13 protein-coding genes are annotated in these 12,499 nt (G+C 66.8%); 6 read left to right on the forward strand and 7 right to left on the reverse strand.

Annotated features, from left to right (window positions below; all coding sequences use genetic code 11):
- Positions 1–480 precede the first annotated feature (480 nt).
- Together istB and istA are read right to left on the reverse strand one after the other, a co-directional pair.
- On the reverse strand, positions 481–1,260 hold the full coding sequence (istB, locus tag AC0QSG_RS11595) for an IS21-like element helper ATPase IstB (protein WP_435728490.1): 780 nt from the start codon (positions 1,258–1,260) through the stop codon (positions 481–483).
- Entirely contained in the window at positions 1,257–2,798 is a 1,542-nt protein-coding gene (gene istA / locus AC0QSG_RS11600) for an IS21 family transposase (RefSeq protein ID WP_475375124.1), read from the reverse strand. The genes istB and istA overlap by 4 nt, the downstream gene beginning before the upstream one ends.
- A 509-nt stretch (positions 2,799–3,307) precedes the next feature.
- On the opposite strand from istA, the gene AC0QSG_RS11605 reads away from it, so the two are divergent.
- Entirely contained in the window at positions 3,308–3,706 is a 399-nt protein-coding gene (locus AC0QSG_RS11605) for a hypothetical protein (RefSeq protein WP_475375499.1), read from the forward strand.
- A 63-nt stretch (positions 3,707–3,769) separates the two neighbouring features.
- On the opposite strand, the gene AC0QSG_RS11610 is transcribed toward AC0QSG_RS11605, so the two are convergent.
- Together AC0QSG_RS11610 and AC0QSG_RS11615 are read right to left on the reverse strand one after the other, a co-directional pair.
- Complete coding sequence (locus AC0QSG_RS11610; RefSeq protein WP_475375500.1) at positions 3,770–4,573, reverse strand: hypothetical protein; 804 nt, start codon at positions 4,571–4,573, stop codon at positions 3,770–3,772.
- Positions 4,574–4,881: 308 nt separating this feature from the next.
- Positions 4,882–5,358 (reverse strand): hypothetical protein, encoded by a 477-nt coding sequence (locus AC0QSG_RS11615; RefSeq protein WP_475375501.1) that lies wholly within the window; start codon positions 5,356–5,358, stop codon positions 4,882–4,884.
- Between the two features lie 210 nt (positions 5,359–5,568).
- On the opposite strand from AC0QSG_RS11615, the gene AC0QSG_RS11620 reads away from it, so the two are divergent.
- Positions 5,569–6,195 (forward strand): recombinase family protein, encoded by a 627-nt coding sequence (locus tag AC0QSG_RS11620; protein WP_475375502.1) that lies wholly within the window; start codon positions 5,569–5,571, stop codon positions 6,193–6,195.
- Between the two features lie 960 nt (positions 6,196–7,155).
- Here the strand turns inward: AC0QSG_RS11620 and AC0QSG_RS11625 are convergent.
- Positions 7,156–7,557 (reverse strand): BlaI/MecI/CopY family transcriptional regulator, encoded by a 402-nt coding sequence (locus AC0QSG_RS11625; protein WP_475375503.1) that lies wholly within the window; start codon positions 7,555–7,557, stop codon positions 7,156–7,158.
- The gene (locus AC0QSG_RS11630; RefSeq protein ID WP_475375504.1) at positions 7,554–8,096 is read right to left on the reverse strand and encodes a hypothetical protein; all 543 of its coding nucleotides are present in this window, start codon (positions 8,094–8,096) and stop codon (positions 7,554–7,556) included. The genes AC0QSG_RS11625 and AC0QSG_RS11630 overlap by 4 nt, the downstream gene beginning before the upstream one ends.
- Positions 8,097–8,334: 238 nt before the next feature.
- Between AC0QSG_RS11630 and AC0QSG_RS11635 the strand changes: the two genes are divergently transcribed.
- From AC0QSG_RS11635 to AC0QSG_RS11645, 3 genes are read left to right on the forward strand one after another with little or no spacing between them, the layout of a single operon-like run.
- On the forward strand, positions 8,335–9,108 hold the full coding sequence (locus tag AC0QSG_RS11635; protein WP_475375505.1) for a DsbA family protein: 774 nt from the start codon (positions 8,335–8,337) through the stop codon (positions 9,106–9,108).
- A complete protein-coding gene (locus AC0QSG_RS11640) occupies positions 9,108–10,016 on the forward strand; it encodes a cytochrome c biogenesis CcdA family protein (protein WP_475375506.1) in 909 nt (302 codons plus the stop codon). Before AC0QSG_RS11635 ends, AC0QSG_RS11640 begins: the two co-directional genes overlap by 1 nt.
- Entirely contained in the window at positions 10,013–10,363 is a 351-nt protein-coding gene (locus AC0QSG_RS11645; RefSeq protein WP_475375507.1) for a hypothetical protein, read from the forward strand. Before AC0QSG_RS11640 ends, AC0QSG_RS11645 begins: the two co-directional genes overlap by 4 nt.
- A gap of 132 nt (positions 10,364–10,495) precedes the next feature.
- On the opposite strand, the gene AC0QSG_RS11650 is transcribed toward AC0QSG_RS11645, so the two are convergent.
- The gene (locus AC0QSG_RS11650) at positions 10,496–10,687 is read right to left on the reverse strand and encodes a hypothetical protein (RefSeq protein WP_475375508.1); all 192 of its coding nucleotides are present in this window, start codon (positions 10,685–10,687) and stop codon (positions 10,496–10,498) included.
- A gap of 179 nt (positions 10,688–10,866) precedes the next feature.
- On the opposite strand from AC0QSG_RS11650, the gene AC0QSG_RS11655 reads away from it, so the two are divergent.
- The gene (locus tag AC0QSG_RS11655; protein ID WP_475375509.1) at positions 10,867–12,270 is read left to right on the forward strand and encodes an MBL fold metallo-hydrolase; all 1,404 of its coding nucleotides are present in this window, start codon (positions 10,867–10,869) and stop codon (positions 12,268–12,270) included.
- Positions 12,271–12,499: the final 229 nt, after the last annotated feature.

Here is a 12,499-nt window from a genome sequence, read left to right on the forward strand (position 1 = left end):
ATCCGCGGCGGCGAAGGCATTAAAGACGTGCGTCTCGGCTCATCGAGCGCCCCGAACCGGGATGCCGGGTTCACGGTCGGCCCCCGAGCCAGCGCCACCTGCATATCGTCTCGCTACATCAAGGCTTAGGAAGTCCGGCCAACCTCGATTCGATCTGTTCCTGGGCCGACCACCTGTCTTGCAACCGGCGGGTTGCAAGACACGCCGTCGAGACACTTTCGCGTCCGCGGAAACTCAAGGGTCCGACCGCCTTGCTACCATGTCTTGCAAGCTGGGACCGGAAATCCGGTACTCAACCACTGTTGCAAGACAGTTTTGCTTTCACAACCGCAAATAGCATCTTGCATGTCAATGGCCAATAGTTTGTGCCCATGGGCGGCCAGCAGAAATGCCCGCTGGTGGCCATGAAAACTGCCCACTCATGGCCACCAGATCTGCCCACCTGATGTTCGGTGGCGTTGGCCATGTTGGGGTCGGGGTTTAGTTCATTGGCGTGACTCCTTTTCCGGCCAAGGCCTGGCTGAGTCGGATTGAATCTCCTGATGTCTGGCAGACGTGGGCGTGGTGCAGCAGCCGGTCCACGGTTGCCGTTGCCAGGGTTTTAGGCATGAGCTCGTCAAAGCCGGCAGGATGCAAGTTTGAGGACACCGCGATAGACCGTTTCTCATAAGCGGCGTCGACGAGACGGTAGAGTCCCTCCGCCGCGTCAACGCCGACCGGCAAGAGGCCTATGTCATCGACCACCACCAGATCTGCGCGCAGGATCCGGGCGACGACTTTGGTGACGCTGTCATCGGAACGGTGGGCGCGCATGAGAGCGCCGAGGTCCTCGAGGCGGAACCAAGCGACCCGCAGTCCGGCTTCGACGGCCTGCTGCCCGAGGGCTTCGAGGAAGAATGTCTTGCCCGTGCCGGAGGGGCCGCAGATCACGACGTTCTCCTTCCTTCCGATCCATTCCAGCGTCCGCAGCGCCTGCTGCGTCGGCGTGGGGATCGAGGATGCGGCGGGGTCCCAGGTGTCGAAGGTTTTCCCGGTCGGGAAGCCCGCGGCCTTGCGCCTGGCGGCAAGCATGGAGCGGGATCGACCGGCGACTTCCTCGACGAACAGGGCCTTGACGACCTCGGCCGGTTCCCAGCGCTGGGCGCGGGCAGTCGCGATCAGCTCCGGCGCCAAAGCCCGCGCGTGGGGCATCTTCAGCTGCCGCATCAGCGCCTCCAGCTCCGCCGGCAAGGCCGGTGCGGTGACCGGGACCGGACTCATGCGCTTTCCTCCAGAACGGCGGCGGCCTCGGCGGTTGCGGGTGGCTGGCCGATGGCTGCCCACCCTGCGGTGCCTTGGGTGAGGGACTGGGTTTCCCTGGCGGCATGGGTGGTGGTGCGTGAACCCGCTGCGTTCAGGATCGAGGTGAGGTCCTTGTTCGCGAAGCGGCCATGGATGGCCGCGGTTCCCAACGCGTGATCGACTTCGGACTGCCCGGCGATCTTGGCCAGGGCGACGGCTTCGGCCATCTTCACGTTCATCCGTGCCGTCCCGGCGGCTGCGGCCTCGAGCAGCCAGGTCCGGGCGCCGTCCCCGATCGCGAGGAACTCCGCCTCCGCGGCCGTCCGGGCCTTCGCTGTGTAGTCGCCAGGGATCCTGGGCCGGTGGTCCGGGAAGTGGGCGTCGTTGATCGCCGGGCTGCCGGGCCGGGCGCGCCGGTGCCGGGCGACTTCCACCGGGCCCTGGCTGCCGTGGTGGACGACGATGACCTGTTCATCGGGTCCGGCGCCGTGGGATCGGACGAACACCCCCGCGCCGAGCAGATACGCCGGGACGGAGTACTGACCGTTCTCGAAGGTGACCATCGGCGTGTTCTCCGGGACGGACCGGGAGAGGCCGAACGCGACCGTGTGCGCGGTGTCCGGGATGCGGTGCAACCGTGGCGCTTCCTCGGTCAGCATCGCGGCGGGTTTTCGGCGGGTAGCGCGGTGCTCACGGTGGTTGACCTCATCCATGAAGCCCTGGCACGCCGCCTCGATCTCGGCGAAGGAAGCGTATTCGGGGCGCAGGTTGGTGTCCTTGGGCACGATGTCGGCCTTGGCGAGTTTCACCGAGGACTCCACGCCGCCCTTGGACGCGGGATCAGCCGGCTGGCAGGTCAGGACCGTCACGCCGTAATGGCGGGCGAACTCGACCGTCTGCTGGTTACGGACAGGGACCCCGGCGACGTGGGAAACGGTGACCGTTTTCTCGTTGTCGGTGAGGACGTAGGTTGGGGCGCCGCCCACGACACGGAACGTGCGGTCCAGCGCCGCGAACACACTCGGCGCCGTCCGGTCCCGCAGGACGATCACGACCCGGAACCGGGACCACGCCAGCCATGCCACGAACAACACGGTCTTCTTGCCCTCGATCACTGGGCCGTCGCCGAAATCGTACTGGATCCACTGACCAGGTTCGGTCACCCAGGGGCGGTGCACCCGGACGTGGCCGAGCCGCCAGGCGGCGCGGACCTGCGCGACTGCCCGGCGGGTCGAGCGTTCCGAACCCTCGTAACCGAGGGCACGGAGTTTCTCGTGGGCTTTATCGGCTCGGATCTTGCCCTTGGAAGCCTCGATCCATTCCTCGATCTTGGGCAGGAACGCATCAGTGACCCGGCCCCGGTAGGCCGGCTCGGCGATCGGCTGACCGGCGTCCCGGGCAGCGACGTGCCGGGCGACCGTGTGGTGCGAGCAGCCGGTGAGTTCCGCGGCGGCGCGCAACGAACCCGTCAGATCATACGCAGCAAGTATTTCCATGATTTCTCCGTCAAACTTCATTAGGGCCTCTTCCCGGGCGACTTTGGTGCGACTAGACACCGTTATCAAACCCCGGGAAGAGGCTCCCGCCGCTTAAGCAGCAGGGCTACGTCAAAGAAGTGGGCAGATCTCACGGCCACCAACGGGCAGTTTCCATGGCCGTCAGTGGGCAGTTCCGTGGCCGCCTATGGGCAGTTTTTCATGGCCGCTAACACTTGCACTTCAGGACCTGCCTGTCCGTATGGCCGCCCCACAACCGACACCATGCTCTTGTCCCACGAACTCGGGATCAAGCGAGGTGCGGTCGCCTTGCAGATGGTGGATTGCAGAGCACCCGGCACCGTCCGAGGCGGATACACACTGAGCGTCTACGCGATCACGTCGCTTCGAACGTTTCCGGCTCCGCATCGAAGACGCGGGTCATTAGGATCAAGGCATGAACCAGAGCGAAAACCGGCCGGAACTGCAGTGGGCTGCGAGGACAGGACCAGCGCGCGAACGCGGTTCGCTCTGGGGACGGATTGCTGCCGATGAATGATGAAGAGAAAGTACGCCGGTATCTGTCATGGCTTGCCGGCGAAGTCGAGGGCATCTTCGCCGGTCTTCCCGACGGTGTCGATGGCACGACACGCATACGCGACAACCATGTCTACGCGGAGATCAAGGGGACACGACTCGCAACCTTCACGCTGGTCCTCGGCAGCGAGGCGCCAGAGATCGTCTACGACGGTCAGTACATCCGCCGCGACCTGATCGGAGGAGAGCCGGAGGACCAGACCGGGTTCGCGAAGGAATCCGTGGACGCCATCGTGGACTTTTTCCTCAGCGGCAGGGTCCCTGTGGAGCGCAAGAGCCGCGTCTTCAAGCGTCCTTATCTCTCCGTCCCGATGGCCGAGGGCGCCGAGTGGAGAATGAAGAAGTTCCACTAACCACGCCGCGAGCAGCCGCGAATCCATCCGCGCGGCTGTCTTGCAACCGGCCCACTCACGCCATCAGAGTTTTGCCAACACGCGCCACAGCGTCTCGTCGTGCTGCCGGCGGTCGAAGGTGAACGTCAGGTTGGGGTCGTAGGGGTGGCCGTACTCGTCCGGTCCCGTCCCGTGAACCCTGAAGTCACTCCACACGACAATGTCTTCCATGCGTTCGACGTGGGTGGTGACGACCCCGCACGGGATGTCGAGGCAGTCCCCGACGAGAAGGGGTACCCTGCCGGGCAGGTCGTCCCACGTTCCCTCGCCGAGCAATAGACGTATCGCGTTGCGGCCCTCTTCCCCGTAGCTGCCGTGCCGCTCCTGGACCACGGAAAAATACAGGTCGGACTGCAGCCCCTGTCCCCTCTTGGAAAGCTTGCCAGCGGTCCCCCGCAGAATCCGGGACAGCGGACGCCTGTCGATGGTCCACTGCAATCCCTCCTTCGGATCCGGTGGCCGCTTCCGCAACTGCCTGCGGGAAACCACGCGCTCCAGTCCAAGGGTCGCCTGGCTAAGGGCCGCCGTGCTGCGCCAATAGGCTACGAAGCTGCGGCCCAGCTGTCCGGCCGTCCGCTCCAAGGCGGCCTCGTACTCGCCGCGGTCGAAGACCAGTGTCCCGACGGCGGTGATCGCGTCTTCATCGTCGAAGTGCTCTACTTCGTTGTCGGTGCCGGGCATCCCGTCGTGGCGGAAGTCGCTCCACACCACCCGCTCGCGTCCGACCTGGACCCTGGCGCTGATTCCGCCACAGCCCTCGCTAAAGCATTCGGGGCAGAAATAGAGCCAGACCCGATCCGGAAAGAACTCTCCAGGCAGCTCCCCCATCAGGCGACGTATCTGATCCTGTGCCCCGCCGGAGGAGAGCCCCCGGCGCAACAAGGTGACCTCACGTTCTCCATGTCTTCGCCATCGAAAACGATCTCCCGAAGGAACCGGCCATCGACCAGAAAATCGAAACCACCACTGGGATCGGGGCGAAGATCAAATTCGTTCATGCTGTCCTCCCAAGCTGTGAATCGCATCGATAACTGGCGCGTATATCGTGGGGCTATTTGGCGTCCTGCAGAACCGTTGAGCGGCCTGCACCTCCCTGTGCTCGCGTGGACTGCCGTGGTGCGGGTTTCCCCGGGGAGTCACGCCGGGTTGAAAGCAGACAACCTGCCTATGGGGGTGTCGATTCCGCCCGAACACCGGATATCGTCCCAGGACTTCTTCGCTACCGTGTCCGCGATGGCTTTCATGGTCGCCAGAACCATCAAGGCGTTGAGCGCGGAGCGGGCCTCCACGTCCGCTTCCTGCACCCGCCGCAGTCCGAACAATCCACCCCGGCCGTCGGTCTCCTCGAAGAAGGTCTCCTCTCCATAGACGGACCGTCCGTCGGGAAACTCGGCAGAAAACCGGATGTCGTGCGACGCCCACTCGGCCGCTTCGATCTCGACGCCGTTGACCACGATCCTCGCAATGTCCGCTCCGTCCCCACCGAACGCCGCGGAATCGTGGCTGAAGGTCACGCCACCGGCAAAGGTCCCGAGGTCGGCAAAGAGAATGCGCCATTGCTCAGCCGCCCGAAGGGTGGCGTCAAGCAGGGCAGGGTTCAGGAAATCCGTCACATGCTGATTCTGCCTGCCTTACCCGCGGAACGGACCATTTCCCGGCGATCATGTCTCAAAAATCTACAGCTTTTCGAGACACGCCCCTTGTGCAGGTTGTGCCGAAAATCCGTGCCGGAAAGACGGGGCCCGTGCTGTCTCGGAAAGTCGTCTCACCGTAAATCGTCTCATCCGTGCCTTGGGAGGGGTTTTTCGAGGCAGAATGGCGAGATGAGGCAACTGGGATACACACGGGTCAGCACGTCGAGCCAGGACGCGCAGCTGCAGCTCGACGCACTACTCAAGGTCGGCGTGCAGAAACGCGACGTGTTCGCCGACATCACGTCCGGGAGCAAGACGGCAATCGACCGCCCCGGAATGAAGAAACTCCTCGACTACGCGCAAGCGGGCGACACCGTCGTTGTCTGGCGCGTGGACCGGCTGGGCCGTTCCCTGATCGACGTCCTGAACACCGTGAACCTGCTGCGCGAACGTGGCGTGCACGTCCGGTCCATATCGGACGGAATCGACCCAGCGACCTCGACCGGGCGGCTAATGCTGAACATGCTCGCCACCCTGGCCGAGTACGAGCGCGAACTGATCGTCGAACGCGTCAACGCCGGGATCGCCGCAGCCCGCCAAGGCGGCACCCGCTTCGGCCGGCCACTCTCCGATCCGGCCGTGATCGCCGACAAGCTCGCGCTCGCCACGGAAGCCCGCGCGAAGGGACGCACCGCGGAAGACGCCGCACGCCTCGTCGGGTGGAGCCGCGCGACGCTCTACCGCCACCAGCAAGCCCTCACCGCGAGTCGGACAGAACCAGTGGCCTCGCCTGACCGCCCGCAGGAATACAAGTAATGCTTGCATTGCAAGTGATACAAGCGTTGCGGGGTTGAGGTCCCTTGCACGGCTTGTCGCACCAAAAGCCGGCCACGGGCCACCTATGCGACAGAACGGAATTGAGACCGCACAAGGCGATTTCCCACGGAAGAGCTTGGGCGCTATGAGGCGTCCCCATGGCATGCCCGCACCTGGTCTCAGCAATGGAACGTTAGATAAGACGACGCCGTCGGTGCCGACCAGCTCTGAAGGTACCTGCGGGGCGGTCCCGTTGGCGTAGCCGCGGCTATTCTGGCCAGCATGGAGTATCAGGAGAAGTGGTTCAGGGTGGTAGCGCAGGAGCGCTCCGGCCTCTTTTCCCTGGGGCGCGAGTCGACCTATGAGGTGCTCGGCGACGAACGGCGGTTCACGACGCTTGAGCTGCTGGCTGAGTTCTAGGGTCCGAACCAAGATGCGCGGCGGGATGCATATGAGTGCGTCGAAAGGGCCACCAACATTTTCCCGAGCGGGTGCGGCGAGTGGGTGGGGTATCCCTCCGGTGCGAGGCGGGCCGGGCCGTCGGCCGGACACTCAGACAAGTAGGAAAGGGCCACCGCGGACAGCCTGGCGACCCCGAGGGGCGGGGATCCCGGCGTTGAGGGATCCTGAACGTCCGTACCGACCGCGCCTTCCTCATCTCCAGCTTTGGGCTGCGGCGAGGACGCGCAGAGAGGGCGCCCTTCCAGTCCCGCGTCAGCGGGGGGCGCCTCTTCGTCCGGTATGAAGATGGACTCGATGGGCTGGGCGAAGAGTCCGGCGATGCGGAAGGCCATGGAAAGTGAAAGAGACGCTCGGGGTCGTGGGTGGGCCTCGGGGTGCCTTGACGTGGGCAGCGGGTATGGAATATCGCGTTGTTCCTTCTTTCCCTGGCCGTCCGCCCTCAGACCTTCACTGGCTGCTGCTAGCTGTCAGGCTGCGCCGCCCGCACGGCTACGGTCGCTAGAGCAGGGACCTCAGGAACGCGACGTCCTCGGCGTCGAGCATGCCGGCGAAGCGGGTGAGGCAGCGTCGGCGGTCGTTGGTTTCGTCCAGCGCGCGCACCATGTGCGCGGCGGAGAACTGGCAGCCGGTAAGCGCGGCGGAATAGGACCATACGCCACCAATGAGCTCGCGGTCCACGAGCGCCTTGTCCACGAGGTGGCTCAGGACGGTTGCGACGGTTGTATACGCCGGCTTTTGGCCACTTTCCGCCACGAGCGCCGCCACCATGCGGCGGGCGGTGTGTGCCTGCCGGGTCTTCCAAAGCACGTCCAGAACGCGCCGTTCCAGCGCCCCGACGGGCGGTGCCGCTCCGGGCACGAACGGCAGTTCTTCGGCGTCCCCGCGGGTCGTGGTGGTCATGATGGCATCCTTTCCTGTATTTCGGGCCGGGGATCCGGCATTGCGCATTCCAGTTGCCCGGACAGGCGGTACACCAGAGCCAGCACCGTCAATACCAGGGCCAGTGTCGCGAGCCAGGGCTGCAGCGGCGCGAAGTAGGTGATGGCGCCGGAGTATCCCAGTGCCAGCAAGGCGATCTTGTTGCAGACCGGGCAGCCGATCGCGAACCATGCCAGCAGCCCGCCGGCCAGGCCAAAGCGTGAGTTGCGGCGGGTCGGTTCCGCGGTGGTTCCCCGTGCCGGGACCGATGGCCGGATGTAGCTCGCGGCCAGCAGGCCGCTCAGGACGGAGGTGCCTATCCAGACGGGGTAGTTCCACGGCACCGGCGGGATGTCCCGGCTGAAGACGCCGTTGGGAATGAGTACCGTGGCGAAGCCGAGCAGCAGGGCCATGGCCAGCGCCAAGGCGGCGGCGCCCGTCCACTGCCGGGGGCCCCACCAGCGCAGCGCCGCGCCGGCCAACGGCAGGCGGCGGCGGAAATCGGCCATTGTGCGCCGCATGGTGCCTCCTTGGTGCTCGGTGCGTGATTTGTCCAAAAAAGCGTCCCCGAATTTGCCCTTCGGATCGCTATCTACTATCAAGGATAGTAGATCTACTATGCAACATAGTAGCAAATCGAGCGAAAGCGGCGGGACCGTGGATCAGACTTCCGAGAGCGATAAGGCAGAACCCGGGCGTAACCAGGCAAGGCCGGGGGGTGGCATGGCCGAGTCCGGGCACACCGGGGAGGAGCGGACGGTGCGCGCATCCGGATTTCGGGGATGGGTGGCGGGAACCCGGCGCAGGGTTCCGTGGCTGTGGGTTGCCCCCATCCCCGTCGCTCTGGCCATCGGCCTGCTGATCGGCGTGCAGCTCCCCGGCGGCGACCAGGCGCCGACCCCGGCGCCGGCCGCCGCCGCGCAAAACCCCGGGCAGGACACCGGCCCGCCGGCCCAAAACACGGCGGCCCTACCCGACGTCGCGCGGTTGGACCCGAAGGACCCGACGGCGCTGGGAGATGTCAACGCTCCGGTGGTCATGGTCGCGTACACCGATTTCCAGTGCCCGTATTGCGCGAAGTGGACGGCGGACACGCTGCCCGAACTGATGGGCCGGTACATCGACCACGGGCTGTTGCGCATCGAGTGGCGGGACCTTGACCTGTTCGGCGACGAGTCCCTGGTCGCCGCGCACGCCGCCCAGGCCGCGGCCATGCAGGGAAGCTACGTGGCCTTCCATGCCCGCATGGCCGAGGGCGGCACCATAGCCAAGAAGTCGGTATACACCGACCAGAACCTCAAGGCCACCGCCGAGGACCTGGGACTGGACGGGGAGCAGTTCCTGGCCGACATGGACAGCAAGAATGCCAAGGACGCGGTGCAGCGCAACCTCGACGAGGCCGTGTCGCTAGGCGTCATGAGCACCCCGTCATTCCTGATCAATCAGACGCCGTTCGTCGGCGCGCAACCCATGGAGAACTTCGCAGCCGCCATCGACGCCGAACTCCGGAAGGCCGAAGAGGGCAAGCAATAATGGAAGCAGGCCTGGTCTTCGCCTTTGCCGGCGGCGTGCTCGGGCTTTTCAGCCCGTGCAACGCCCTGCTGTTGCCCGCGTTCTTCGCCCATGCCGCGACCTCCGGCCACCGGCTCCGGGTACTCGGGCTCGCCTTCCTGGTCGGCATGCTGGCCACGCTCGTCCCACTGGGCCTAGGCATCGGCTGGCTCGGCGGTGCCCTCGCCATCGACCGCCGCCTTCTGGTGGTCGCTGGCGCATGGGTCATCGTGGCCCTGGGACTGGTCCAGATCCTCGGCGGAGGATTCGACCTGTCCCGGCTGCTGCCCGGGCGCGCCCGCCCCCGGGGTGCCGGCTCCGCCTCGCCGTGGGGCGCGGTCCTGCTCGGGACCGTGGCGGGCGTCGCCGGGTTCTGCACCGGGCCCGTGCTGGGGGCGATCCTGACCCTCGTTCTGGCCAACGGCAGCGCACTCGGCGGCGGCATGCTGCTGGCCAGCTACGCATTGGGCATGGTGCTGCCCGTGCTCGGCGTGGCCGCGGCCATGCGCCGCGCCGGCAACTTCCGCGCCGGATGGCTGCGCGGACACCTCGTGCGCGTGGGCCGGTTCCGCCTCCACACGAACTCACTGGTCGCGGGGTCCGTGACGACCGCCGTCGGGATCGTCATGCTCACCACCGGGGGACTCCTCACCATGCCCGAGCTTCTCTCCGCCGGCACCATGGACCGGATTTCCGCCGCCGCGGGCCAGATTGACGCCACGCTTCCGGGCTGGTCATGGCCAGCCCTGCTGGCGGTGTTGCTGCTGGCCTGGTGGATCACGGCCGTGCGCAGACGCCTGCGCGCCGAGGAAGCGCCCGTGCCCGCAGCACCGTCCGGGGCGGCACCCGCCGTACGGGACGCCGGGGTTCCCGGGAAGGCCCTACCGTGACCCGGCGGCTTCTGCTGCATCTGGCCGGCCCGGGCGCCGAGCCTTTCCCGGACGTGGCGGCGGCCGTGCGGATGGCCCGCAACGCGCACGGAGAGATGCCCGACGCGGTCGTGGAAATCGTCGTCCAGGGTCCGGCGGTGCGCCAGTTGGCGGCGGACGGAAAGCATGCGGGCGACATCGCCACACTGGCAGGCAACCCCGGCCTGTCCATCGCGGCGTGCGCGAACAGCCTGCGTTCGGCCGGAATGATCCCCGGGGCGTTGGCCGAGGGCGTGGTGGTCGTTCCGGCCGCAGTCGCCCACCTCGCCCAACGCCAGTACGAGGGCACCGCCTATGTCCGCGTCTGACTGGGCCGGAATGCAACGCCGGATGTGGCCCTGGGGCCATAGCCACAGGCCCAAGGCCACAAGCGCAAGGTTTATGGAGCACGGGCGCCAACGCCGGCGGGTGCCAACGCGCCGACGGAATCCGGAGGGGGCCTACTCCCGGCCGAAGAGCCTGCCGAGCCATCCCGCCCCGGCGGTCCGCTCGGTCTTGGCGGGCGCCTTCGCGGATACGCCGCAGGTGCAGCGGTTGGATTTGGGTACGTTGCGCATGACCTGGTCGACGTGGTTGCCGCATCCGGCCCAGGTGGTCTTGCCGCACTTTCGGCAGGTGACTGCTCGGCACATTCTTGTGACTCCGTCTCGCGTTCGGTGTGGGAGGGACTGCTCCCGCCCCATCGTCCCTCATACCCCCATAGGTATGCAAACATGCGGAAGCGGGCTTGCGGGATACCCCAGTAGGTATTATTGTTAGGAGGGAAGGCGGATACCCCCATGGGTGTCCAAGACAACCTGAAGGAGAAAACATGCTGCTCGAGCGCATCTACGACGAGGACCTGGCCCAGGCGAGCTATTTCATCGGCTGCCAGCGGAAGGCGGAGGCGGTCGTTGTCGACGCCCGCCGGGACATCGCCACCTATTTGGATCTGGCGGCGGCCAACGGCATGAAAATCGTCGCCGTGGCCGAGACCCACATCCACGCCGACTACCTCTCCGGCACCCGCGAGCTGGCCGCCGCCACGGGCGCGCAGATGTACGTCTCAGGCGAGGGTGGCGCGGACTGGCAGTACGGCTTCGAGGCCAACCGCCTGCACGACGGCGACGCGATCACCAGCGGCAACATCACCGTCCAGGCCGTGCACACCCCCGGGCACACCCCGGAGCACCTCTCTTTCCTGGTCACGGACGGCGCGTTCAGCGACCAGCCCGGCTACCTGCTCTCCGGCGACTTCGTGTTTTCCGGGGACCTTGGCCGTCCGGACCTGCTGGACGAGGCCGCCGGCGGCACCGACACCCGCTTCGAGGGCGCCAAGCAGCTCTTCCGAAGCCTGCGCGAGAAGTTCCTGACCCTGCCGGACCACGTGCAGGTTTTCCCGGGCCACGGCTCGGGCAGCGCCTGCGGGAAGGCGCTCGGCGCGCTGCCGTCCACCACGGTCGGCTACGAGCGCCTCTACGCCTGGTGGGGCAAGCACCTGGAGGCGAACGACGAGCAGGGCTTCGTCGACGAGCTGCTCGACGGGCAGCCGGACGCCCACGCCTACTTCGGGCGTATGAAGCGCGAAAACCGCCAGGGCCCGGCCATGCTGGGGGAGCGGGCCCCCCTCGCGGAACTGTCCGCCGAGGACGTGGCCCGCGACCTCGAGCAGGACACGGTCACGTTCGTGGACACGCGCCCGAACCACGAGGTCCACAAGGGCACCGTCGCCGGATCGGTCAACATCCCGGCCGGGAACAAGACCGCCAGCTACGGAGCCTGGGCAGTGGACCCCGAGACGGACAGCCGCCCACTGGTCCTGCTTGCCGCGGACCAGGAGCAGGCACAGGAAATGTGGGACCACCTGGTCCGCGTCGGCATCGACAAGGTCGCCGGCTACGTCACCGGCCTCGGGGGCCTGCCCCTCCAGACCCCGCGGCTGATCCAGCCCGAGGAGCTGGACGGCTTCGACGCGGCGCTGGTTCTGGATGTGCGCAACAAGACCGAACACACCGAGGGACACATCCCCGGGTCCCGCCAGCTCAACGCCGGCCGCGTCCTCTGGCACCAGGACCAGCTGCCGGCCGAGGGCACCATCGTGACCTACTGCCAGAGCGGCGTGCGGAACTCCGTCGCCGCGAGCGCGCTGCGCCGGGCCGGACACGACGTCGTCGAACTCGACGGCAGCTACGCCGCCTGGTCCGACTGGAAGGCGTCACAGCCCGCCAACGCCTAACAGCGCGCCGGCACACCGGACACGCAAGGAAGGGGCGCTCCGCAGACAGCGGTGCGCCCCTTCGTGCGTCCGTGCCGCGCACGGGCAGCGGGCGCCCCGGCGACGCGAGGACCACGGCGTGTGACGACGGCCCCCTCCGCGCCCACACCCGAGCCCCCCGAGGCAAGGCTCCGCAGGGCACCGCCCCCGGCATCCGCTCCCTGGGGCGCGGGCCACGCAGGCGGCCCCA

Source organism: Arthrobacter sp. LT660 (assembly GCF_056172845.1).